The 24,811-nt window shown below is 66.6% G+C and carries 17 protein-coding genes and 1 pseudogene; 9 read left to right on the top strand and 9 right to left on the bottom strand.

The window, feature by feature from the left end; translation table 11 throughout:
• Positions 1-3: 3 nt before the first annotated feature.
• The 4 genes from OHB24_RS32710 to OHB24_RS32695 are packed head-to-tail and all read left to right on the top strand — an operon-like array spanning position 4 to position 3,842.
• The gene (locus tag OHB24_RS32710) at positions 4-708 is read left to right on the top strand and encodes an LppX_LprAFG lipoprotein (RefSeq protein ID WP_327634732.1); all 705 of its coding nucleotides are present in this window, start codon (positions 4-6) and stop codon (positions 706-708) included.
• Positions 705-2,363 carry an MFS transporter gene (locus OHB24_RS32705; RefSeq protein WP_327634731.1) on the top strand — a complete coding sequence of 553 codons (1,659 nt, stop codon included), beginning with the start codon at positions 705-707 and terminating at the stop codon, positions 2,361-2,363. The genes OHB24_RS32710 and OHB24_RS32705 overlap by 4 nt, the downstream gene beginning before the upstream one ends.
• Positions 2,364-2,409: 46 nt before the next feature.
• Positions 2,410-3,348, top strand: a complete 939-nt coding sequence (locus OHB24_RS32700) for a sucrase ferredoxin (protein ID WP_327634730.1) — start codon at positions 2,410-2,412, stop codon at positions 3,346-3,348.
• A complete protein-coding gene (locus OHB24_RS32695) occupies positions 3,345-3,842 on the top strand; it encodes a beta-class carbonic anhydrase (RefSeq protein ID WP_327634729.1) in 498 nt (165 codons plus the stop codon). The genes OHB24_RS32700 and OHB24_RS32695 overlap by 4 nt, the downstream gene beginning before the upstream one ends.
• Before the next feature lie 2 nt (positions 3,843-3,844).
• On the opposite strand, the gene OHB24_RS32690 is transcribed toward OHB24_RS32695, so the two are convergent.
• On the bottom strand, positions 3,845-4,477 hold the full coding sequence (locus tag OHB24_RS32690) for a HEAT repeat domain-containing protein (protein WP_327634728.1): 633 nt from the start codon (positions 4,475-4,477) through the stop codon (positions 3,845-3,847).
• A 180-nt stretch (positions 4,478-4,657) separates the two neighbouring features.
• On the opposite strand from OHB24_RS32690, the gene OHB24_RS32685 reads away from it, so the two are divergent.
• The 3 genes from OHB24_RS32685 to OHB24_RS32675 all read left to right on the top strand — a co-directional run bounded on the left by OHB24_RS32685 (position 4,658) and on the right by OHB24_RS32675 (position 10,642).
• Positions 4,658-7,603: a Tn3 family transposase gene (locus OHB24_RS32685; RefSeq protein WP_327634727.1), complete on the top strand. Its 2,946-nt coding sequence runs from the start codon at positions 4,658-4,660 to the stop codon at positions 7,601-7,603.
• Positions 7,604-8,214: 611 nt separating this feature from the next.
• Positions 8,215-9,198 carry a hypothetical protein gene (locus OHB24_RS32680; protein WP_327634726.1) on the top strand — a complete coding sequence of 328 codons (984 nt, stop codon included), beginning with the start codon at positions 8,215-8,217 and terminating at the stop codon, positions 9,196-9,198.
• 853 nt (positions 9,199-10,051) lie between these two features.
• Positions 10,052-10,642, top strand: coding sequence for a recombinase family protein (locus tag OHB24_RS32675; protein ID WP_327634725.1), 591 nt, complete (start codon positions 10,052-10,054; stop codon positions 10,640-10,642).
• 90 nt (positions 10,643-10,732) lie between these two features.
• Here the strand turns inward: OHB24_RS32675 and OHB24_RS32670 are convergent.
• Positions 10,733-11,344 (bottom strand): annotated as a pseudogene (locus tag OHB24_RS32670) (carbonic anhydrase); the annotation flags it as partial.
• 133 nt (positions 11,345-11,477) lie between these two features.
• Between OHB24_RS32670 and OHB24_RS32665 the strand changes: the two are divergent.
• Positions 11,478-12,800 (top strand): hypothetical protein, encoded by a 1,323-nt coding sequence (locus tag OHB24_RS32665; protein ID WP_327634724.1) that lies wholly within the window; start codon positions 11,478-11,480, stop codon positions 12,798-12,800.
• A gap of 32 nt (positions 12,801-12,832) precedes the next feature.
• Here OHB24_RS32665 and OHB24_RS32660 read toward each other — a convergent pair whose 3' ends face one another.
• From OHB24_RS32660 to OHB24_RS32635, 6 genes are all read right to left on the bottom strand, one after another.
• Positions 12,833-14,059, bottom strand: a complete 1,227-nt coding sequence (locus OHB24_RS32660) for a Gfo/Idh/MocA family protein (RefSeq protein ID WP_327634723.1) — start codon at positions 14,057-14,059, stop codon at positions 12,833-12,835.
• A gap of 10 nt (positions 14,060-14,069) precedes the next feature.
• Positions 14,070-14,900 (bottom strand): carbohydrate ABC transporter permease, encoded by an 831-nt coding sequence (locus OHB24_RS32655; RefSeq protein WP_327634722.1) that lies wholly within the window; start codon positions 14,898-14,900, stop codon positions 14,070-14,072.
• Positions 14,897-15,883: a carbohydrate ABC transporter permease gene (locus OHB24_RS32650; protein ID WP_327634721.1), complete on the bottom strand. Its 987-nt coding sequence runs from the start codon at positions 15,881-15,883 to the stop codon at positions 14,897-14,899. Before OHB24_RS32650 ends, OHB24_RS32655 begins: the two co-directional genes overlap by 4 nt.
• 5 nt (positions 15,884-15,888) lie before the next feature.
• On the bottom strand, positions 15,889-17,364 hold the full coding sequence (locus tag OHB24_RS32645) for an extracellular solute-binding protein (protein WP_327634720.1): 1,476 nt from the start codon (positions 17,362-17,364) through the stop codon (positions 15,889-15,891).
• 18 nt (positions 17,365-17,382) lie between these two features.
• Positions 17,383-20,484 carry an endo-1,4-beta-xylanase gene (locus OHB24_RS32640; protein WP_327634719.1) on the bottom strand — a complete coding sequence of 1,034 codons (3,102 nt, stop codon included), beginning with the start codon at positions 20,482-20,484 and terminating at the stop codon, positions 17,383-17,385.
• A gap of 114 nt (positions 20,485-20,598) precedes the next feature.
• On the bottom strand, positions 20,599-21,711 hold the full coding sequence (locus tag OHB24_RS32635; protein ID WP_327634718.1) for a LacI family DNA-binding transcriptional regulator: 1,113 nt from the start codon (positions 21,709-21,711) through the stop codon (positions 20,599-20,601).
• 244 nt (positions 21,712-21,955) lie between these two features.
• Between OHB24_RS32635 and OHB24_RS32630 the strand changes: the two genes are divergently transcribed.
• Positions 21,956-23,866: an MGH1-like glycoside hydrolase domain-containing protein gene (locus OHB24_RS32630; RefSeq protein WP_327634717.1), complete on the top strand. Its 1,911-nt coding sequence runs from the start codon at positions 21,956-21,958 to the stop codon at positions 23,864-23,866.
• Here the strand turns inward: OHB24_RS32630 and OHB24_RS32625 are convergent.
• Positions 23,850-24,524 (bottom strand): HAD family hydrolase, encoded by a 675-nt coding sequence (locus tag OHB24_RS32625; protein ID WP_327634716.1) that lies wholly within the window; start codon positions 24,522-24,524, stop codon positions 23,850-23,852. The genes OHB24_RS32630 and OHB24_RS32625 overlap by 17 nt on opposite strands.
• Between the last annotated feature and the right edge of the window lie 287 nt (positions 24,525-24,811).

Genomic DNA, 24,811 nt, shown 5'->3' with positions numbered 1-24,811 from the left:
CCTGTGAAGAGAGTGCTCGCGCTGTGCGCGGTCGTGGTACTTGCGGTGGCGGGCTGTAGCGACAAGAAGGAGTCCGGCGGCGGAGGCCAGTCCGGCGGCGACGCGGTCGCGCTGCTGACCGACGTCAAGAAGACCATCGACGAGGCCGCCAGCGTGCACATCGTGCTGACCGGGCGCGACCTGCCGGACAACGCGCAGACGCTCGCCAGCGGTGACGGCGTCGCGACGCACGCGCCCGCGTTCAAGGGCAAGCTGACCGTGCGGTCGTCCGGTTCGCCGATCGACGCCGAGGTGGTCGCGGTCGGGAGCAAGGTCTACGCCAAGGTGTCGTTCTCCCCCAGCTACATCGAGCTCACGCCGACGCAGCTGGCCGGGCTCGGCGCGCCCGACCCGGCGATCCTGCTCGATCCGGCGAAGGGCCTGACCGCCGTCCTGCCGACGCTCAAGGACCCCAAGGTGAAGGGCGAGACCCGCGAGGGCGCGAAGGTCCTCACCGAGGTCACCGGCTCGGTCGAGGGCAAGACCCTCCAGGGCATCTTCCCGAAGGCTCCTGCCGACCAGGACTTCCCGAGTACGTTCAAGATCGACAAGAGCAGCAAGCAGCTGGTCTCGGCGACCATCACCGGCCCGTTCTACTCCGGCGCCACCAGCAGCTACGACGTAACCCTGGACAAATACGGCGAGAAGATCGAAATCACGAAGCCGTGACCCCGAGGACCCGCCTCACGCTGGCCTCGGTTGCTGTCGCGTTTGCGGCGGCTGACACGTACGTCGTGGTGCTGGCGTTGCCGGACATGATGGCTGGGGTCGGGCTGTCCGCGGACGAGTTGCAGCGGGCGGCGCCGATCATTTCCGGGTTCCTGCTCGGGTACATCGCCGTACTGCCGCTGATCGGGCGGATCGCGGATGTCGCCGGGCGTACGCCGGTGCTCGTCGGAGCACTGGTGCTGTTCGCGGTCGGGTCGCTGATCACGGCAGGCGCCTACGACCTGCCGCTGGTGGTAACCGGTCGGTTTCTTCAAGGTGTCGGCGGTGGTGGGCTGGTTCCGGCCACACTCGCGCTCGTCGCCGACCTATGGCCTGCGGAGCGGCGTGGGTTGCCGTTGGGTGTGGTCGGGGCGGTGCAGGAGCTCGGCTCCGTGCTGGGTCCGCTGCTGGGCGCCGCCGTACTCGCGGTGGCTGACTGGCGGTACATTTTCTGGCTCAATCTGGTCGTCGCCATCGTTCTCGCACTGCTCCTCCGCGGTCGCTGGCGGCCCCGGATCTCGGGTGCCGTCGGGTTACTCGCGTGCATTGCGCTGGGCCTGACGCTCACAGCGCCGGATCGACTCGCGTCTGGGGTGACGCTCGGTCTGCCCTTCGTGCCCTTCACCGGAACGTCCCGGCTGCTCACGCCCATCGGGATCGTCACGCTGGTCCTGGCGCTTGTCTGGCTCGGCCTCGTGCTGAGGCGCACTCGTGGACACCTGGCCGCAATGCTCTCGCGAGTCGACCTCGTCGGCGCACTGCTGCTCGCGCTCGCGCTGGCCGGTGTCGTCCTCGCTTTCGCGACGGCAGATCCCGAGCGCGAACTGATGTCGCCGGCCGGGCCGTGGCTGCTCGTCGCGGCAGCCGTGTTCGCGGTCGCATTCGCGCTCTGGCAGCGTCGTACGGCGGCCGCGATCGTGCCCCGTGGTTTGTTGAGTGGTCGCCCGGCGTGGGGTTCGCTGGTGGTCAGTTTTCTGATCGGATGCGCGCTGATCGCGGCCCTGGTCGACGTACCGGTGTTTGCTCGCACGACGCAGGGCGGCGGTCAGTTGGCGGCCGCTCTGGTGCTGCTGCGGTTCCTGATCGCTCTGCCGGTCGGTGCGGTCGTCGGCGGCTGGCTGACACGGCGCCACGGGCTCGGGTTGATCACCGGCGCCGGGCTCGGGTTGTCCGGCGCGATGTTCGTGGTGATGGCGTTCTGGAGCCGTACGGCGCTGGATCACTGGCCGGCGACCGTCGTACTGCTCGTCTGCGGCTTCGGATTCGGGCTGGCGCTCTCACCGTTGAACACCGCGATGCTCGGCGCGACTCCCGCCGACAGCCACGGCCTGGTGAGCGCTCTCGTCGTGGTCGCTCGGATGGTCGGCATGCTCGTGGGGGTCTCAGCACTGACCGCGATCGGCCTCCGCCGGTACTACGCCATTGCCGACGGCATCAAATCGCCGAACGAGCTCTGCCCGACCTCCCCCGGCGACTGCCGCCCGTTCGTCGATGCACTCCGCGACGCGGCCGTTTCACAAGTTCACGCGATCTTCGCCGGGGCCGCGGTGTGCGCGTTCCTGGCCGCTGTCCTGGGCGTCCTCCTGCTCGGGCGGCGTGGCGCACCGCACACATGATGATCATCATGAGGGACAGCCGTCTCAGGTCGCGTACCGTGAAGCTGTGACACCTGGGACCCCTGCTCCTGCCGCCGGCCTGTGCTCGACCTTCTGTCGAGTACTGCAGGAGCCGTTGCCGGGTACGGCGGTGATCGCGACCGGATGGGTCGTCGTCGAGCAGCCCGGTCCGTGGGGTGCGAAGGCGCCGACACAGAGTCACCTCGACCCGAGATTCGGTGGCGCCTTCGACGACGAGTGCAAGAAGGTCGACGTACGGTTCGGCCTGATCCGCTCCCCTGGCCGGCACGCCGACTCGGTCGAGCGATCGCACCAGGTCTTCGTGGCGTCCACGAGGCCGGGCAATGCGTGGCTACTTGGCGGCCGGGTCGTGGATCCTACGGAGCTGAACGACCTCGACCTCGGCGCGGTCGCCCGCGGTGACCGCACGGCGACAATGGCGTCGCTGCCGGCCTTGGCTCCGGTCGACGAGCCGATCGTGCTGGTCTGTACCAACGGGAAGCGCGACGAGTGTTGCGCCGTACTCGGACGGCCGCTGGTGGCAGGGCTGGCCGAGCGCGTGCCAGGTCGGGTCTGGGAGGCCAATCACCTCGGCGGGCACCGGTTCGCGCCCACCGCGACGTACCTGCCGGCCGGGACCATGCACGGGCATCTCACGGTCGACACGGCGGTCGAGGTCCTGGCCGCGGCCGACCGCGGCGAAACAGTACTGACCGGGCTGCGCGGCCGCTCCACCTGGACCAAGCGCGGTCAGGCGGCCGAGGTCGCCGTACGTTCATTCATCGGAGATCTGGCACTGGATTCGTTGCTGGTCGTCGGCGAAGGCGCCGACACCGTCACTGTCCAGCATGTCGACGGACGGTCGTGGATCGTGCCGGTCACCAGTGCACCCGCTGATCCACCTCGTCCGGACTCCTGCGGAAAGGAACCGTTCGCCATGTCGATTCTGCACGCCGGAACCCCAGTATCAGGAGCAATGCGATGAGCGAAGGCTTCGACGACCTGCTCGCCGCGAACGCGGAGTACGCCGCCGACTTCCACTACGGCGGATTCGACGGGATCGCCCATGCCGGGATCGGCGTGGTCACCTGTATGGACTCGCGGATCCCGCCGCTGGAGATGCTCGGGCTCAAACCCGGCGACGCGAAGGTCCTGCGTTCCGCCGGCGGGCGGGTCACCGAGATCACGATGACCGGGCTGATCCTCGGCGTCCAGCTGCTCGGCGTCCGGCGGATCATGATCATCCCGCACACCCGCTGCGCGATGGCCGCGATGTCCGAGGACGAGCTCCGCGAGAAGGTCGAACTGGCCGCCGGGAAACCGGCCGGTTACCTGCCGATCTCGGTCATCCCCGACCAGCTCGAAGCGCTCCGCCGCGACGTCGCCGCCGTCCGCGAACACCCGCTGATCGGGGACGACATCCTCGTCGGCGGCTTCATGTACGACGTGGACAACGGGCACCTCACCCAGATCGACTGACGTCAGCTGATTTCCGAGAGCAGTTCCGCGCTCGCTTTGCGCACCTTCGGATCCGGGTCCTCCTCGGCCATCCGGGCCAGCATCATGAGTGACTCCGTGTTCGACAGGTAGAGCGTGGACCAGGCGGCCGCGTTCCGGATGTCGGGGTCGGGATCGTGGGAGGCCTGCAGGATTGCCCCGAAGTACTCCGGGTCGTCGTCGGAACCCATCGCCAGCGCGACCCGGAGGATCGCCCGGCCCTTCTCACGCCCGCTCAGCCGGGCGGCATCGGCCAGCAGTTCGTCCCGCTGGTACGGACGCAACTCGAACATCAGGGTCACCCGGCGGGCGATCTCCGCGACCTCCGCCCCGTCGGTGCCGAAGAACTCGATGGCGGCCGTCTGAGTGGTGCGGTCTTCCAGGTACATCATCCAGAGCTCGGGCGTCACACCCCACAGGAGATAGCAGCGGTAGCTCTCGTCTGCCTCGCCGGCGTTGCTCTCCACCAGCGGCCAGTGCCCGGCGGTGGCGATCAGCTCGGCGCGTCCGCGCAGCGTGCCGTCGGTCGGCTCGCGGTGGATCATTCCGGCGATGGTCACCGGGCCGGTGTCGGTGTCACGCAGGAGCATCCGGTGGTGTTGGTCGAGGTCGGCCACGAGACGCCTTTCGGAGCGGGAGACGGGCAGCTCCAGAACCTATCGTCAGGTGACGGTCACCTTGCCGGTGTCGAGTTCGTAGTAGGCGCCAGTCAGTTGGGGTTCCGGTAAGAAACGTGTCACCAGCGGCAAACGGCGTGGGGTAGCGCTCAGGTTCGGGGTCCGGGAGGATCGCCGATCGTGGACAGGCCGATGGAACTCGACGAGCTGGTCGAGAAGTGGACGTTGGTGGATGACGAGCAGAGCCTCGTGGCCGGTAAGCGTGGTGCAACCAGGCTCGGGTTCGTACTGCTGCTGAAGTTCTACACTCAGCACGGCCAGTTCCCTCAGGGCCGGAGCGCGCTGCCCGATGACGCGGTCCGGTTCGTTGCTGACCAGGTCAAGGTGCCGGCTTCGGAGCTGGGTCTGTATGAGTGGTCGGGCCGCACCAGCCGGTATCACCACGCCCAGATCCGGGAGCATCTGGGTTTTCGGGAGTGCTCGGTCGAGGATGCCGACAAGCTGGCGGCCTGGCTGGCAGTAGAGGTCTGTGAGGACGAGCGGCATCGGGACCGGGTCCGCGAGCAGCTGCTGATCAGGTGCCGTGATCAGCGGATCGAGCCACCGAGCGTTGGTCGGGTCGACCGGCTTGTGCGGTCCGCATTGCATCAGGCCGAGATCGCGATGACGGGCCGGATCGCTGCTCGCCTGCCAGCGGACACAGCCGAGCGGCTCAGGTTGCTGGTGGCTGGCCCTGTGGGTGACGGTGACGACGCTGATTCGGTGTTGGCGTTGGTGAAGTCCGATCCGGGCAACGTGAGTCTGGAGTCGATGCTGACCGAGATCAAGAAGCTGCGCGCGGTCCGCGCGATCGAGCTCCCGGCGGGTTTGTTCGGTGATGTGGCCCCGAAGGTGCTGGCGGGGTGGCGTTCCCGGGCGGCGGTGGAGTCGCCGTCACATCTGCGTGACCATCCGGTCGAGTTGCGGCTGACGCTGCTGGCCGCATTGCTGCATGCTCGGGAGCGGGAGATTACCGACGTCCTGGTCGATCTGCTGATCTCGACGGTGCACCGGATCAACGCTCGCGCCGATAAGCGCGTCACCCAGGAGCTGGTGAACGCTTTCAAGAAGGTGACGGGCAAGGAGAACATCTTGTTCGCGATCGCCGAGGCGGCGCTGGATGCTCCGGACGGCCCGGTGCGGTCAGTTGTCTTTCCAGCGGTCAGTGGCGGTGAGCAGACCCTGCGGGAGCTGGTGCACGAGTACAAGACAAAGGGCCCGGTGTATCGCCGCACGGTGCAGACCACGCTGAAGGCCTCGTACACCAACCATTACCGGCGGGGCCTGATCGAGCTGCTCGATGTGCTGGAGTTCCGGTCGTCGAACGCGACGCACCGGCCGGTGCTGGATGCGCTGGAGCTAGTGGCTCGGCACAAGGATGGCCGGTTCACGTTCTATCCGGCCGGCGAGCACGTCCCGGATCACAAGGGTGTGCTGGGCGACTGGACGGACCTGGTTCGGCGTACCGACGAGAGGGGCCGCACGAAGGTGGTGCGGTCGACGTACGAGGTGTGCACGTTCCAGGCGCTGCGGGAACGGCTGCGCTGCAAGGAGATCTGGGTGGTCGGCGCGGACCGGTGGCGCAATCCCGACGAAGACTTGCCCCGAGACTTCGAGGCGCGCCGACGGGAGCACTACAGCGCGCTACGGAAACCCCTAGACCCGACTGCGTTCATCGACGAACTCCAGGCCGAGCTGCGCAGCGAACTCGCCGCTCTGAATGACCAGGTCGACCAGCTGGGCTGGGTGGAGTTCCGCGACCGCGGCAAGCAGGGCGGGGTCAGACTGACCCCGCTGGATGCCGCACCCGAGCCGAAGAACCTCCGTGCGCTGAAGAGCGAGATCCGGACCCGGTGGGGCACGGTGCCCCTGATCGACATGCTGAAGGAGGCGGTGCTGCGCACCGGCTGCCTGGACCAGGTGACCGGTACGGCGGGGCGCGGTGAGCTGTCGCGGTCGGTGCTGGCCGAGCGGCTGCTGCTCGCGGTCTACGCCTATGGCACTAACACCGGGATCCGCGCGATCTCCGGCGGCGAGCACGGCCACTCCGAAGACGACCTGCGCTACGTGCGACGCCGCTACCTGTCAGTCGACGTCGCCAGGGCGATGGCCACCCAGATCGCCAACGCCACTTTCGCCGTCCGGCGCCAGCAAGTCTGGGGCGCCGGATCGTCGGCGGTAGCGAGTGACTCAACGCACTTCGGTGCGTTCGACCAGAACATCTTCACCGAGTGGCATTCGCGGTACGGCGGCCGCGGGGTGCTGATCTACTGGCACGTCGAGCGCAAGTCAATGGCGATCCACTCGCAAGTGATCAACTGCTCCGCCTCGGAGGTCGCGGCGATGATCGAGGGGGCGATGCGTCACGGGACGTCGATGGAGGTCGACGGCAACTACGTCGATTCCCACGGCCAATCAGAGGTTGGGTTCGGGTTGACCCGGCTGCTCGGGTTCGATCTACTGCCGAGGATCAAGCGGATCAACATGGTGAAGCTGTACCGGCCGGCCACCGGCGAACCGGACGCTTACCCACGGCTGGCTCCGGCGTTGACTCGCCCGATCCGGTGGGATGTGATCGGTCAGCAGTACGACCAGATGATCAAGTACGCAACGGCGATCAGGTCCGGTACTGCGTCGACCGATGCGATCTTGCGCCGGTTCACGAAGGCCAATGCGATCCATCCGACCTATCAGGCGATGATCGAGCTCGGCCGCGCCCAGAAGACCTCGTTCGTGGCCCGGTACCTGCGCGACAGGGATCTGCAGCGCGAGATCAACGAGGGTCTGAACGTGGTCGAGTCGTGGAACGGCGGCAACCAGGTCATCTTCTTCGGCAAGGGTGGCGATATCGCCACCAACCGGCGCGACGAACAAGAACTGTCCGTGCTGTGCCTGCGGGTGCTGCAGTCGGCGCTGGTCTACGTCAACACCCTGATGGTGCAAGACGTCCTGGCCGGCGGCGACTGGTCCGACCGGATGACCGACGTCGACCACCGAGGCCTGACCCCGCTGTTCTGGACCCATGTCGCGCCGTACGGCGAGGTCCGGTTGAACATGCAGCGCCGCCTCAGCCTGGCAGGGAACTGACCACGTGAGGCGTTCTAGGAACGAGGCTCGTCCGGGGGCGTAGTAGCTGGTGAGCATCTCGGTGGTCCAGGCCAGTTGGTGGATCTCACCTCGCGGACCGAACTCGCTGAGCCACGGTTTGATGTCGATCGCGCCGGGTGCCGTCGGGCAGCGCACCCCGCGATTGCAGCAAGCTGCAAACCTCGTCCCCTTCCATCCGGGCACGAATGCCCTTACGTTCGTCCGGGGGTGGGTACATGTCTAGACCAAAGAAGACCCTATTCGCACTGCTCACGATTACCGTCGGCCTAGCCTGCGCGTCCACGGCCAACGCGTCCGGGCCAGCAACTCACGGCCGCGGCCCAAGCAGCACCCTTCAAGCACGTCCGGCTAGCGCGGCGACCACGGAGGATCCTAACCTGGCGCCGTACCCAAAGCGGGATGTTGTCCTGCGTCTGAAGGGGGGCGGAACTGTGACCGATAAACCGGTACCGCTCGACATCACTGGCGAGGGGGACCGACCGGAGCGGATCAATCTAGTGCAAGAAGCTTTGAATGCGAGTCCAGGGCTAGATGGTGGCCTGAGATGGGACTGGAAGCGGAGCGTGCTGGTAGTCCCCTTGGTGGGCCCGATGGACGGTTCGGCGCCAGTTGTTGAACAGGTGAAGTCTTCGGTCATGGCGGCAGCCAAGGGATTGACGGTCGAGTTCCAGTCGGTGAAGTATCCGCGTGGTGAGCTAGAAGAGTTGGCCAATCGGTTGTTTTCGACCAAGGATCAGTGGGCTCCGGGCCTCAGCGGGGCGAGCGGTGGCTGGGACCCCGAGGCAAACCGCGTCCTGGTGTCCGTGCGCAACAACTCCGCTCAGTTGGGGGCGTGGGCCGATCGAGTCAAGGCATTGAACGACAGCAGAGTGGTCTTCCGGTCCCATGCACCAAAGCCGAGTTCCGGACTTCAGGGGCGTATGGATGACTTCCGCCCGTGGGCTGTCGGGAACTGGTTGTCATGGTCGGGCGTCGGACACCCTCCCACCCCCGATAATAATGACTGCACGGGTGGCTGGGCATGGCGAAAGTGGACCACGAACGTTTACTTGGGCAGCACGGCATACCATTGTGTATGGGATGGAGTCTCGGCTCATCTGACCTGGTACGCAGGGGAATGGCAACTAGCTGGAAAGCTGTACGGCACAGCTGTGCGGACGCACAAAGGTACGGATTCCGCTTTGCTTGGCATCGAGGGGTGTCAATGTTATGCACCGTTAGTCTGGGTCGGTGATTCATGGACTGAGGATCTTCGCGTGGTTGCAGGGCTCAAAACCAGTTGGTACATCGGACAGCCGGTTGCTCTCAGCGCCGTCAATAGCGGGCTGCACGTCGCGCATGTGAAGAGTACGAATTGGGATGAGGACGGATACAGCAGCGTGGCCATGTACGAGGAGGTCAGCCTAGGTGGCGACTCAGGTGGGCCTTGGCTTACGACAATGCCGGGATCGGGTGACGTCGTGGCACATGGTCAACACTTGGGCGTCAGTGACGACCCGACGACTGGGTCATTGTTTATACGACTCAATGACATCAGCGAGAAACATCAGGCCTCGGTCCTGTTGTATCCTTGAGGCAAGAAGCAATCTAACCAAACCCATGAGCGCCGTGCATGGTTTACGACACTGACATTCATGCATGCGGCGATCGCGTCGATGGCAATCTGAGGTAATTCAAGCAAACAGTCGGTGGAGCCGAGTGCAATCCAGCCTAAATCTGAAAGCTCAGCGCGGAAATGATACGCTTTCAAGCTCGCTTGATAGGAATTCTCGAGTTCGCCCCAGCAACAAACTGCTTGGGAGTTCGTGCCCGGACGGGTGATTTCGTCGAGGTTGTGTGGCCCATGGATTGGGCGGTCGACACGCGTGACGGAGTAACTCTGCTGGTCGACGCGGAGGGGCAGCCGCTCGGCCGGGTCGGAGACGAGGTGGCAGTCACCGGGGGCTATGTTTCGCCAGCCAGCCTGAACGCAATCTCTCGTACAGGGGACTCGTCTGTGTTCGCTGCCCATGAGCTCAGGGTCATGTGACAACTATCGAAGCCGACATCTCACTCGTGCTGCGGCGGTTCAGCCAACCGGCGGCTCGGCATCGTCCGGTACGGAGCCATTCCCCGACTGCGGTCACGACGAGGCAAAGATCTCACCAACCGCTTCACTAACATCGCGGCCGCCGCTGTAGGCCCTGAACTCCCGGGGGATGCGCCGTGCCGCAAAGTAGGGCCTCGCCGTAGCTTCCAGCGCGAACCAACGATTGCCAGGCAAGGCGGGTGTCGTGGAGTTGATGGGTGGTTGGTCCGTTAGGGGATCCTCTAACGGACACCATGTGACCACCGACCAGATCAGTCCAGCGAGCGGACGCACGACGTCTCATAAGACCCGTACGGTGATTGTCTCAATGGTCGGGGGCTATCCGTACGCTGTGGGGTGTGACAGCGACCCTGATCGGCTACGCCCGCTGCTCGACCGACGAACAAGACCTGACCGCGCAACGCGGCATCCTGCTCGAGCTCGGTGTGGCAGCCAACCGGATCTATCTCGACAAGGGCATGACTGGTGCCAACCGGCGCCGGCCCGGACTGGACCAAGCCCTGGCCGCGGTCCGCGCCGCCGACACCCTCGTCGTCCCGAAGCTGGACCGGCTCGCACGCTCGGTGCCCGACGCCCGCGACATCGGCGACACCCTCGCATCTCGCGGGATCCGGCTGTCACTGGGCGGAACCATCTACGACCCGACCGACCCCATGGGCAAGCTGTTCTTCAACATCCTGGCCACCTTCGCCGAGTTCGAAGTCGACCTCCTGCGAATGCGGACCCGCGAAGGAATGGCCGTGGCCAAAGCCAAGGGAAAGCTCCGGGGCAAACAACCCAAACTGTCCGCACGCCAGCAGAGCCACCTGGTCGCCCTGCACGAGGCAGGCGATCACAGCATCGCCGATCTGGCCGAACTGTTCACGGTCTCGCGGCCCACCGTGTACCGAGTCCTCGAACGCCACCGCGCCAGCACCGCTGACGGTTAACCGACCCTCGTTTGCCGCTGCTGACATGTTCCTTACCAGCACCCCCAGTTGGAGTTTGCCGGAGCGTTCGAGTGGGGCGATGACGGGCGATTCGCGGAGCGCAGCGAGGACGTGGGTGACGTTGGCCTGGACGGCGTTGGTGAGGCGGTCGCCGGGCTTGCCCGAGATCTGGCGGACGGCCGGGGCGAGGGTGTCCACGAGGTAGCCGAGCTTCCCGGGGTGGGCGCTTGGCTTGTCGAGGGCCTTGATGGTGGCCTCCAGGGCACCGCAGCGTTGGTGGCCGAGGACGAGCAGGAGCGGGGTGTGGAGTTCGGCGACCCCGAACTCCAGGCTGCCGATCACCGATTGGTCGAGTGCTCCGCCAGCGCTGCGTACGACGACCACATCGCCGAGGCCCTGGTCGAAGACGAGCTCGATCGGTACCCGGGAGTCGACGCAGCCGAGGATCGTTGCGAACGGATGCTGTCCTTTGCTCACCGCGATCCGCCGGGCGATGCCCTCGTCGAGGTCCTGTTCCCGTGCGGCGACGAACCGCGCATTACCCGCCAGCAACCGCTCGACCGCCTGCTTGCCATCGGCAACCGAACCTCCGGTCGGCGGGACCGTTCCGACCACCGGTTCCTCAGACCGTTGACTCCCACATCCGGCCAGTCCTGCTGCCAGAGCGGCGGTGAGGATGCTGCGGCGGGTCGGGGTGTTCATCGGCGGGTCTCCTCACGCGCGGACGGCGGGGCGGTGCCGTCTCATCGACCGTAGCAGATTGCATACAGTCTGCAGTACCCACGAACACTGAGGATCTCTCGGATCCCGCTCCGAAATCTGATAGACACCCCTTATGAGACTCCGCCCCAGCTCATTCCACCGCTCCCTGGTCGCCGGCGCCCTGGCGCTGACCGCCGTTCTCTCCGGCGCCCCGATCGCTCAGGCACTCCCCGACACCGCGCCCGCCTTCCGCGGTGGACCGGTCACCGGCTGCCTGGACCACTCGATCGTCGGCACGGTCGAGGAGCAGCGGCTCAGCCGGGGCGTCAACGGCGGCCCGTCGGTGCCCGCAGAGATCCTGCGCCGCTCGGGCTTCGACCGCCAGGTCGACCTGTTCACGCAACTCCTGTGCCGCGTCCCCAGCCGTCAAGCCGCAGCAGCCCTGGTCCGCACGCAGGGCGAAGCCCTCTGGCGTACGGCGACCCAACGCGCTCAACGCAACCCCCACGGCGCCGACGCGCTACCCGCGACAGACGACCGCGGACTGTACTGGGCACGCATCTCGATGGCGCTGGCCCTGCGCCAATGGCAACCAGCCTTCGGCCTCGGCACGACGGAACGCGCCACCCTGATCCGCTCGTTCGAGTACGCCTCCCGCGGCATCACCAGCACCCGCTTCACCCCGGGTGTCCGCAAGATCCTCGTCACCGGCTTCGACCCGTTCACGCTCGACGCGGACATCAGGATCGGCAACCCGTCCGGTGCCAACGCCCTGACCCTCGACGGTCAGCGGTGGCGGGTGAACGGTACGACGTACGAGATCCAGACGGTGATGTTCCCGGTCCGGTACACCGACTTCGACGACAGCATGGTCGAGAACGCTCTCGCACCGCACTACCGCCCAGGTCCGCAGCACGCTGACCTGGTGATGACAGCGAGCCAGGGCCGGGTGGGCATCTTCGATCTCGAGGTCTTCAACGGACGCCGGCGGTCGGTCAGCTCGATCGGCGACAACAACAACCTCTGGGGCGGCGGGACGATCAGCGCCCCGGTCGTCTCCCCCAGCATGCCGACCGGCCCGGAGTGGCTGACTTCGAGCCTGCCGCTCGCGCGGATGGCGCAGACCGACGTTCCACCGTTCCGGACCCGCGTCAACACCTCCGTGCTGGAGATCCCCGCCGGTCAGACCACACCGGTACGCCGGCCGGACGGTCCCACGGCCGGTTCGATCGCATCCGAAGGGACCGGCGGCGGCTACCTCTCCAATGAAGTTGCCTACCGCAACACTCTGCAACGCGACCTGCTCGACCCCTCGATGCCGGCCGGCCACCTGCACGTCCCGGTGCTGTCGTTCGACCTCACGAACAAGACCGCGATCACCGACCCGACGTACGAGGCCAACCGGGACGCGATCGTCGCCGGAGCGCATGCGATCCTGCGGTCCGCCCTCTCGTGATCAGAATAGTGGTCATGTGATCACTATTCTGATCACAGCTTGAGGATGTCGGCCGTCCGAACCGGCAGCCCGGTCTCGAAGGATCGGTTCGCGGCCAGCCCTGTCACCAGAGCGAGTGCTGCCTGACGTGCATCGGCGACCTCGGCACCCTCGGTCTCTTCGCCGTCCAGCAAGGCAGCCAGCACCCGTGGGTCCGCACCGCCATGTCCCTCGTGATCGTGGTCGACGGTGTGATCGACCGGCTCCGACCACAGGGGCCGCAAAGTGATGCCAGTAAATGTCGACTCTTCGACATGGAGTTCGAGGCGTCCGCCCGATCCGTTGAACATCACCCGGTAGCCCTCGGCCGGCGAGTACGCCGTCAGGTGGTAGGTCATCGTGGCACCCGTGTCGTACGAGACGAGCACTGCCATGTCGTCCTCGATCGACACCCCTGAGGCGAACACATTGCGATCCCGGTAGTACCCGTCCTCCCCCTCCGCATCCAGGTAGAGGTCGCGCATCGTCGCGTTGTCGGCCAGTTGCAGCGCGAACGGATCGTCCACCGCATCGCTGGATCCGTGCGCTCGTACGTAGTCCCGCGCGTACCCGTGCTCGTGACCAGGCCCGTAGAACGCCAACTGTCCGCGGGCGTAGACCGTCCGAGGCTCGGCGCCGAGCCACCAGTTCACGAGATCGAAGTGGTGGCTGGCCTTGTGCACCATCAGCCCGCCCGAGTTCGACTTGTCGCGATGCCAGCGCCGGAAGTAGTCCGCACCGTGCGAGACGTCGAGCATCCACTCGAAATGCACCGAATGCACCCTGCCGATCGCGCCCTCGGCCAGCAGTTGACGCACCCGCCGATGCACCGGGTTGAACCGGTAGTTGTAGGCGACCGACAACGAGCCGCCCGTCTCACGAACCGTGTCCAGGATGCTCTGCGCCTTCACCGCGTCGGTCGTCATCGGCTTCTCGCAGATCACCCGCACACCAGCCCGCAACGCGGCCTCGATGTACCGATCGTGGGTCGAGTCAACGCTCGTCACCACCACGAGCTCTACCCGCTCCACCCGCAACATCTCGTCGTACCGCGCCGGCGGCCACAGGTGCGCCGTACGGCGGCCTGCCGCGAGCAGCATGCGGTTGTGGAACGCCATCCGTACCGAGTTCGGGTCGCACAACGCGACCACGTCGTACCCGTCACGCTTGGCCAGGCCCTCGGTGAAGAGCTGGGCCCGGTGACCGGTGCCGACGATCGCGGTTCGCACTGCGTTTGGCATGGAACCCCCTCTATTGCTTGACCGCGCCGGCCAGGCCGTTGACGAAGAAACGCTGCAGGAGAACGAAGAGCAGGATGATCGGCGCGAGCGTGATGACGGTTCCCGCGCAGAGCAGCGTCCACTCGGTCGAGTTCTCGCCGATGAACGCGTACATCCCGATTGCCAGCGTGCGGAGCTCCGGCCGGCCGAGCGTGAACACCAGCGGGATGAAGAAGCTGTTCCACGCCGTGATCGCGGTGAACAGGCCGACGGTGGCCAGCATCGGACCGGACAGCGGCAGCATGATCCGCGCGAACGTCTGGTGGAAGTTCGCGCCGTCGACCTGGGCGGCGTCCTCGAGCTCGCGGTCGACGGCCATGAAGTACCCCATGAACAGGAACGTCCCGAAGACCACTCCCCCGGACGCCTGGACGATGATCACCGACCACAGGCTGTTCAGCAGATGCAGCCGCTGCATCAGGTCGAACACCGGGATGATCGTGTACCCGTGCGGCAGGAACAGGGTCGCGGACACCAGCCCGAGACAGAACCCACGCCCCGGGAACCGTGTACGGGCAAGTACGTATCCCGCGCAGGAAGTGACTACTAAAGTAATCACCACCGTTCCTAAGGTGATCAGAATAGTGTTCATGAAGTACCGGCTGAACGAGGCCTCCTGCCAGGCGTTCAGGTAGTTCGCCCAGAGGAAGTGCGACGGCATCGGATTCAGCCCGTCGGTGAAGAAGTCGTCGTCGCTCTTCAGCGAACTCCCGAGCGCCCAGAACAACGGATAGAGCCACGCGAGCCCACTGACCAGCAGCGCGACATGCGTCATCGCGGTCACTGCTCGACTGCGCGTCATGCCAGACCTCCCGTCCCGCGGCGCTTTGCGAGAGAGCGCAGTACGACGACCTGCACGACCGAGAAGGCGATGAGCAGTACGCCGTACACGAAGGACGCGGCGGAGGCGAGGCCGATGTCCGGTTGTACTGCGTTCGCGTTACTCCCGCCGAACGCCAGGTGGTAGATGTACGTGTTCACCACCTCGGTGGCAAAGAACGGTCCGCCGCTCGTCAGCACCTGCACGAGATCGAAGATCTGGAACGTCCCGATCACCGCGAGGATCACGATCACCACGCCGACCGCGCGCAGCATCGGGATCGTGATGTACCGGAAGGTCGCGAACCGGCCCGCACCGTCCAGGCGGGCGGCCTCGTACAGCTCCTCCGGGATGGTCTGCAGGCCCGCGAGGAAGTACACGAGGTTGTAGCCGAACGTGTGCCAGATCCCGACCAGGATGATGATCCCGAGCGCGAAGTGCGGATCCCCCAGCCAGTCGATGTGGCGGTCGATCAGGTGCAGCTTCAGCAGCAGGTCGTTGATCGAGTCGCCGAAGTTCGACACCAGCAGCTGGATCACGACCCCGATCACCGCGGCGGACGTGACGACCGGCAGGAAGAACAACGTGCGGTAGAACGACGCGAACCGCAGCTTCTTGTTGTTCAGGACGAGCGCGAGCGCCAACGCAAGGACGAGCTGGATCGGTACGACGAACGCGGCGTACACGAAGGTGTGTCCGAGGGACCGCCAGAAGATGCTGTCGTGGACGATCTGCCGGAAGTTGCCCAGCCCCACGAAGTCGGACGGATCGCCGATCCCGTCCCATTTGTAGAAGGTGTAACCGAGCGAGGCGATGATCGGGTACACCACGAACACCAGCAGAAGCACCATCATCGGCGCCAGGTACACGTACGACCACAGGTAGGTCCGGCGGCGCGCGCGACGCCGCCCGGCCGAGCGCGGTGGCTCGGCGCGGGCGACGTCGTCGCGAACCGTGGCGGTCATCACCATCAGGCGCCCGGCTTGGTGGTGTAGGGCTTGGCCAGGTCCCAGTCGGCGAATGTGAAGTCCTTCGCGCTGACTCCGGGCGCCTTCTTGATCGCGTCGCCCAACGCCTGGTTCATCTTGTCCGTCAGCTCGTTCAGCGCGGCCTGCGGATCCTTCAGCTGTCCGGTGTAGACGCCGGCGAGTACGTCGTTGATGTCCGGCTTCACCCCGGGCAGCTGAACGGCCGACACCTTCGGGTTCCGGATCGTCGGCTGCGGCCCGACGACCGCTGCGCCCGACATCGCGACATACTGCGAGAACGGTGCGAAGGTCACGCTCTTCGGGTCGTTGTTCTTCGCGTACACCGAGAGTCCCTGGCCCTGCTCGACCCACCGCTTCCCCGCGTCGGGGCTGTACAGCCAGTCGAACCAGGCCCACGCCTCGTCGGCGTGCGGCGTCTTCGCGTTGACCGCGACGAACTTCCCGCCGGGCGGGCCGTAGAACAGCGCCTTCGGCTCACCGGCCGTCGGCGTCGGCAGCGTGACCAGGCTGTAGTCGGTGAACTTGTGCTTGGTCCACTCGGGCTGGTTCCACACGCCGCCGACAGTCATCCCGAACCGGCCGCGTTCGAAGAAGGCCCGGGCCTGCTCGTCGGAGATGCTCATCGAGTTCGGGTAGAACCAGTTCTTGTTCTTCCACTCGAGCAGCAGGTTGATGACGTCGAGGTAGTTCCGGTCCGTGCCGAACGTCCACTTGCCGACCCGGTAGTCCATCCCGTCGATCCCACCGACGGCCGCACCACCCGGGGTACCGGCGCCACGGACGAACAGATCCAGCCACCAGGCCAGGGTCGTGTTCGTCGAGTTGCCGAAGCCGAACGGCGCGACCTTGCCACCGCTCTTCGACGCGATCGCCTCCGCGGCACCGGTGACCTCGTCCCAGGTCTTCGGGAGCTTCACGCTGCCGTCCGCGTTCGTCAGCCCGGCGTCCTTGAACACACCGTGGTGGACGTAGAGCTGCAGCGACGGAGCCGGCGCGGCGAACGGCGCCGTGTAGACCTTCCCGCTGAAGACGTCGACGCCCTCGACGAAGCTGTTCTCCGGGAACCGTCCCTGCCAGGCGTCGGTCGCCCACTTGTCCAGCGGCATGAGCCAGCTCTGCGAGATCTGCTGGCTCAACTGCGGGCTCTTCGGCACCATCAGGATGTCCGGCGCGTTGTTGCTCCGGTACGCCAGCGACACCAGGTCGGCGTACTTGTCACTGACCTGTGTGGTCTTCTTGACCGCGATCCCGGGATGGGCCTCCTGGAACAGCTTGATCTCGTTGTCGACCCAGCCGGCCTGGCTGGCGTACCAGTCCCAGTAGGTGATGGTCGTCGCGGCCTTCGACCCCTTGGCGTCGCCGGCTCCATCGTTGGCCGAGCAGCCGGCCAGTGCCCCGGCGCCGGCCAGTCCGGCGGCCCCGCGGAGCAGTGTCCGTCGTGAGATGCGTGATGACATGAGTGTTCCTCCAGTGACTTAGCTGCAGGCCGGCGTGGTCGACGACGCGGTCTGGGTCAGTGCGCCGAGCCGCCAGGTGAGTGGGCTGCCGTCCCAGGTGACCGCCACGCGCCGCGGTCGCTGGAAGGGCAGGAACGAGACGGTCTGGCCGCGATCGGACGGTCCGGGGCTGAACGCGTTGTCCGCGCCGACCGGGACCGGGATGTAGTAGTTGTTCGCGTTGTTGTACCCGAAGTACGCCGTGTACGAGTTGTCGACCGTGTTGTGTACGACGCAGGCCGCGGTCGGCTGCACCGGGTTGAACGTGGTCTCCGCAGGGCCGGTGCCCGGATCGGCGACGGTCTTCGCCATCGGAGCGAAGGAGACGTCGTCCACCAGCAGGTTGCCGGCACCGGTCGTCGTACTGATCCACCACTCGGCCTTGGTCAGCGAGCCGGTCCAGCTCACCTGCGCGTTGGCGGCCGACAGCTGGGTCCAGCCGGTGCTCGTGACGGGAGCTGTGCCGAGGCGGACCGTGGTCGATCCGGTCGAGGTAGTGAGCTTCAGACTCACCATCGCGGTGTCCGAACCACTGGCCAGGCGCACCCACGCCGACGAGTCGTACAGACCGCCGTTGACCACCGACACACCCTGTGCCGGACCGGCCCAGGCGGCCTCCCTGCCAGTCACCGACAGATCGCCACTGCCGCCGTGTGGAGTCGTCGACGCGTTCTTCAACGTGCACGTGCCCAGGCAGTACCAGCCCGTGGTGTTCGACTGGTTCTCCAACGACCCGTTCGCAAGCACCGAAGGCGTCGGCAGGTACGGCGCTGTCGTCGGCGGACCCTGGGCCGGCGGTGGCGTGCCGGCCGTGGGCGTGATGGCGAGGTCGTCGAGGGTGCACACAGTTGTGGTCGTACCGGGGTTCGACCAGGCGAACGCCTGAACCCACTTCGTCCCGGTCGGTGGTGTGAAGGCGGCCAGCTTCTGTGTGTAGGCACGTTCATCGGCGTATGACAGGACGTACTGGAACGTCGGCGTACCTGCGGTCGTTCCCCCACGTACGCCGACGTAGCACTGGGTTCCGCCGCCGTTCAGACGACCCCATCCCGAGAGCAGGTAGCTCGTGCCCGGGGTGATGCCAGTCAGGTTCTGCGTGACGCCGGAGCCCGGGCTCAGCGACAGTGCGGTGTGGCCGCTGTGTGCGTTCGCCGCGGTCGCGGGGCCGGTGCCGAGAGGTGTCCAGCCTCGGGTGCCGCTCTCGAAGTCGCCGTCGCCGATCGGGTTCGGCTGATCCGTGCGGACGGTTGTCGCGATGCCGTCGGCGATCACCCTGACCGACGCGCCGGCCGTGGTCGGCATCGCGACCTTGACCTGCTTGGACACGCCGTTCACGGTGACTGTCACCAGGTAGTCACCGAGGAAACCGCGTGTTCCGTACGTTCCGGCCGAACTGCTCTGACCGGTCGCGCTGGTGTGCCATTGGCGGGTGATCAGGTCCTCCCACACGAGTGCGTTCGGCTTGGGTGACCAGTCGTCGTTGTAGAGCGCGACACGCGGGTTGTAGATGTTCTTCGTCCAGAGGCCGAAGTTGCTGATCTGGTTCACGTTCGGGTTCGAGAACATCGCGGTCATGAAGTCGCGGGTGTAGTCCGCCTGCAGCTGCAGGTCGTCGGTGTCCACGTCGAACTCCGTGATCGCGACCTTGACCCCGAGCCCGGCGAACTGGTCCACGATCGACAGCAGATCGTCGGGCGACGTCAGCTGCACCCCGTTGAAATGACTCTCGAAGCCGACCAGGTCGATCGGTGCGTTGTCGGCCTTGAGCGACTGCACGATGTTGTACACGTGGTCGCGGTGCCGCGTCTCCCAGCCGTTGTTCTCGACCAGGCCGTAGTCGTTGAGCGCGAGCTTCGCATTCGGGTCCGCCTGGTGCGCGAGCTGGAACCACGACGCGATCTCGTTCGGCCCGAGGATGTCCTGCAGGCTGTGCTCCGAGTACGGCTCGTTCACCACATCCCACTCGTCGACGATCCCGGCCAGTGCACCGGCCTCGTCCAGGACGTGGTTGTTGACACGGGTCCGCAACGCGGCCGGGTCGTTCTGCAGCGTGCTCAGATCGGGCGGCAGGTATCCCCACGACGGCCAGACCAGGTTGTGACCGCGGATCCGCAGCCTGTGCTCACGCATCCACTGCATCGCCGGCAGCGTGATCGTGTCGCGTTCGGTCGGGTTCTCCCAGTGGTTCCACTTCAGATTGTTGCCCAGGGCTCCTTGGTTGAAGATCGTCGAGGCCTTGCTCTGGTACTGCGCGAGGTCGGCCGCACCGATCCCGCTGGACGGATCACCAATCAGCCGCGCGCCGTCCGAGGCGGCACCGAACTTGAAGGCGCTGGTCTGCTGTACGGCGGAAACGGTCGCACCACTGACCGGGTTGCCGGCCGGATCGACGACCGAGACCGCGAGATTCCCCTTGCGGTACTGGTCGATCCGCGCGTTGGCCGACGTACGCCAGGCCGCGTTCGCGTCTCGGCCGTCGTACGTCACCTGGGGGTAGCCGGCCGGCGTACCTTGTCCCCAGTTCTGGACGGAGACGCCGGCGATCTGGAACGTCTGCGCGCCGTACCCGAGCCAGAGGTTCAGATGCGCCGCGGTCGTGGTCCCGGCCGTGTACGTCGTGGTGGCGCGGAACGGGAACTGGAACTTCTGCCACTCGGTGCCGTACCGCAGCGCGGCGTTGAGCGACTTCTTGTACGGCGAACCGTCGGTCTCGAACACCACGTGGGCGTTGCCGGCCGAAGGCGAGATCGACCGTGCCCAGAGCGTGGCGACGAGCGCATCGCCTTCGGTGACGGTCGCGGCGGCCGGTACGCCGAGCGTGATCTCGTACTCGCCGTCGAGACCGGGACTCTGTGGGCCGTTCGGGACGGCGATCTGCAGGGCCTTGGTGAAGTTGGGGTTGCCGGTGATCGGGATCTGTTGGGTCGCGTCGGCCGGGAGGCTCTTGAACTCGGTGAAGTTGGCGACGGCATCGGGCGGGAGGACTTCGACAGGGGCGGCGTCGGCGCGCGCAGTGGGCGCGACCACTGCGACGGCCGCGACCAGGGCGACGGTCACGCCGGTGGCCAGTTTTCTGATCACTGGACGTTCCTTCCAGAGGGCGCACAGCAGCGCGGACCCGCCGGCGGTACGCCGGGGTCCTGAACGGGGACTGCTGCGATCGGGCGGTCGGGCGGGACCTCGATCCGGTACGGATCAGGCCTTGGAGGTCGTCTGCGAACGTCCGCGCGGGGATCGGGTCACGGGCGCCGGCCCGCAACTCGCCCGGACGATCAAGCTGGTCGGCATCACGAGCCGCGGCCGGTCGGCGGCCGGCTCTTCTGCAGTCGGCTCTTCTGCGGGAGGTTCGTCAGTGGGTGGTTCGTCGGTGGGACCGATCGCGTGGAGCAGCATCTCGGCCGCGCGCTTGCCCATGTCGACGAACGGCTGCTGGATCGTGGTCAGCGGCGGCCGGATCTGCGCCGCCGACTCGATGTCGTCGAAACCGATCACCGAGACGTCCTCCGGGACCCGCAGCCCGGCCTCGGCCGCGGCGGTCATCACGGCGTACGCCGTCACGTCCGAGTGCGCGAACACGGCGGTCGGACGCTGGTCCGGGGGCAGCGCGAACAGCTCCCGCGAACGGGCGCGGATCTGCTCGGGCAGGAAGTCACCGGGCTTGGTGAGCTCGGGATCGGGCTGGATGCCGGCCGACCGGAGCGCGTCCAGGTACCCGCGGTAGCGGTCCCGGCAGCACCGGTAGACCATCCGTCCCTGGACACAGGCGATGCGCTCATGTCCCAGCTGGAGCAGGTGATCCATGGCCGTCAGCGCGCCGTCGTAGTTGTCGGCGGTGACCGAAGGCAGCGCGACATCGGCGTCGATGGTGTTCACGAGGACGACCGGCAGGCCGTCGGAGTGCAGTTGGACGAGCGGTTCCAGCGGCTGCTCGTGGCTGACCACCAGCAGGCCGGACACCATGCTCGACGTGAGGATGCGGTCGATCAGCGAACCGTAGTCACGGTCGTTGGTCGCGGTGTACAGGATGATGTCGAACCCGCTGCGCTCGGTCACCGCGGCCACCCCGATGTTGATCGAGGCAACCATGTGCCAGGACAGACCCGGCACGACCATCCCGATCAGCCGGGTGCTGCCCTTGGCCAGCGCGGTCGCCGCGAAGCTCGGGACGTACCGGTTGCGGCGCATCACCGCCAGCACGTGCCGCCGCGTCGCCGGGTCGACCTTCGGGCTGTTGTTCAGCACCAGGGAGACCGTCGACTTGGACACACCGGACAGCGCGGCGATGTCACGAATCGTCAGCTTCGCCATCCGGCCACCTCCCCTGCTGATGCGTTGGACTGGTCCAACGAGGTTGTGCACCGGAACGTAACAGCGGCCCGCAACCCCGTCAACACTTGACCCGAAAACGGTTTCCCGCCGAGGGATTGCGCCGTACGGCGTCCTCGTGCCACGATCGCCCCACCGTGTTGGACCGGTCCTACGCAGGCCGGGATCACCTGCCCGGACCGGTCCACCACGGCTTGTGCTGCCCGGTAGATCAGGAAGGCCGCCCATGCCGCCGTACTCCCTCGACGACTTCAGCCTCGACCTGCGCCGCGCCGTACCGCCCGCCGAGCTCTGGGTGCGTAGCGCGACCGGGACCGTCACGCAGCTCGCGAACACCGTCTGCGGCGTCGGCGGCTGGTTCGCTCCCCCGCTGGCCGCGCCCGACAGCCGGCTGACGATCTCGTTCGAGGTCGACGGTCGGCGCATCGTCGACGCGGCGCGACCTGGTGCCGGGGATCGCGGACTACTTCCGGCCGGCGGCACGTGGTACCCGGATCGCCTGATCCGCCACGGCACCTATCACCAGTACGCCGCCGGTCGGCTGACGTCGCTCGCCGTCGAATCCACGATCGTTCCGGGCGCGGCCGGCTACGAGCTCACGCTGACGATCACCAACCGCTCCGCCAACACCCACGAGGTGTCGATCCAGCCCGACCTCGCCCCGTCCAAGACCCACCGGGTACCGCTCTCCGAATGGGGCTGGGTCCCACCCGGCACCGGCACGGACGACGAAATCCCCTTCCACCACAGCGATCTGACCGCGACGCTCCAGCCCCACGGCGAGCTCCGCTTCACCTTCACCGTCGGATCGCCGTCCCACTCGACCCGTTCCAACTATCCACTGGAACGGTTGCCGGTGCTCACCTCGGACATCCCGGGGCTCGAGCAGTACTACCGGCGTTCGCTCGCCAGCGGTCTGGTGTGCTGGTGGGATCACCCGGACTTCGTCACCCAGCCGTTCATCGCAACCTCCGGCCTGGACGGCGGCGCGCTGTGCGCCTACGCCTGGGACACCGGTGGCTACGCACCGAACCTCCTGAGCCTGATGCTCGGCGACTGCGTCATCGACATCATCGAGTCGTTCCTCGACGCCGACCTCACCGACCGCTACGCGATCGCCCCCGACGGCACCGGCCTCGGCGTCGCCTACGCGTACAGCGGCTGGTCGCTCGTCTCCCTCGCCCGCGCCGCCGCCGCGGAACGTCCGCTCGATCCCACGCTGGTGTCCCGGCTGTACGACGTACTCATCGCACTCGACAAGCAGTTCCGGCCGGACGACCAGACCGGCGTACTGCGGGACTACGGAGATCAGAGCAATCTCCTCGAGATGCGAAGTACCGGATGGGAGCACGTCGTCGCGAGCCCCAACGCCGAACGCGCCTGGGCCCTCGACGCCCTCGCCGACCTGTCCGACCTCACCGGCGCCGCACTGCCGACCGCCGAGCTCCGGGAATCCGCACAACAGATCCGCGCCGAGGTGATCCGGCAACTGTGGGACGCCGACGCCGGCTGGTTCCGCAGCCGCTACCCGGACGGCCACACCGAGCTCGCGTACTCCATCCAGGCGTACGACGTACTTCGCGCCGGCGCGTGTCCGCCTGACGTCGCCGCCGCGCTGATCAGCCACCTGCGTCCGGGGGCGTTCCTCGGTGAGTACGGCGTCAGCAGCGTCAGCGCCGAGGATGCGCTCCACTACGAGACCGCTGACATCGACTGGTCCGGGGCCGGCGCGTACACCGGCGAGGCACCGCAGCTCGCACTCACCCTCTGGGAACACGGCGAACCCGAACGCGCCTGGGACGTACTACGCCGCCTGTTCTGGATGGGCGAGCACTACCCGTACTTCCCCCAGGACCACTACTCCGACAAACCCGGCGCCCCCGCCACCGGCCGCCGCATCAACATCATCGCCGGCCTGACCGGAGCGGAATCTCTCCTCACCGGTCTCCTCGGCATCCACCCGCACCCCGACGGCTCCCTCACCATCACTCCCAATCCGATTGCCGCGGGCAACATCAGGCTGACCAATCTCAGCTACCGCGGCCACGCGATCGAGGTGGTCATCGAGTCCCGCCGTACGACCGTCACTGTCGACGGGCACGAGGTCGCATCGGGTCAGGTCATCCCGCCAAGATGACCGGAAACACCTCGACGATCGAGTCGAACTGATGGTCCGGGGTTGGGGCGCCTGAGACGTAGCGTTGGTCCCGGGCTGGGGCGCCGGTGGCGTGGCGGTTTCCGATCTGGATCGTGTGGAGGCCGGCCGCGATGCCGCCTGCGATGTCGTGGGAGGGGTGGTCGCCGACCATCCAGCCGTCGTCGAGGGTTGTGCCGGTGTGGGTCGCGGCGAGTTCGAAGATGCGGCGGTCGGGTTTGCGGACGCCGACCGTCTCGGAGACGCAGGCGTAGTCGATGGAGTCGGCGATCTGGGTGTACTCGAGTTTCCGGTTCTGCTGGACGGTGCCGCCGTTCGTCACCACCGCGACGCGCCAGCCCGCTGCGCGTAGTTCGGCCAGTCCGTCGAGCACGGGCTGCTCCACCCACGTGAACAACGGATGCTCCTCGTCGTACGACGCGACCAGCTCGTCCACCGGAGCCGCAAGCCCGAACCGTTCCCGAGCCAACTCGAACAACTCCGCCCGCGGCCGGAACCCACCGTTGTCATGAGCAACCAACCACTCAACGGCGGACTCCCCCAGCCCATTCAACTCCGCCCACCACCGCCCCCACTTCAGAAACGCCCCATCCCGATCAATAAGCGTGTTATCCAAATCAAAACAAACCAACCGAGGCATCCGCTCCACACCCCCACCCTCACACACCCCGAACCTCCAGCCCATCACAACCGGTCGCGGGCGGCGTGCGCGAGCGTGCATCCGCCGGCGGCTAGCAATTGTGATGGCCTGGACGTCCACACAGACAGCCCACAGTCACCCGAGCACCTGCCCCACCCCACGGTCGCTTTCCGGAACATTCCCGCCAGCAGGCGCAAAATTCTTTCCGGAAACCCGCCCGCCAGCCCACCACCGGCGGCACACCCGGCGGAGGACGCGGACCTCCAAGCCATCACGTGCGCGTGCGG

The organism is Kribbella sp. NBC_00482 (assembly GCF_036013725.1).
Taxonomy (GTDB): Bacteria; Actinomycetota; Actinomycetes; order Propionibacteriales; family Kribbellaceae; genus Kribbella.
Note: the sequence above shows the minus strand (reverse complement) of the source record. Positions and strands in the feature narration are given on the sequence as shown.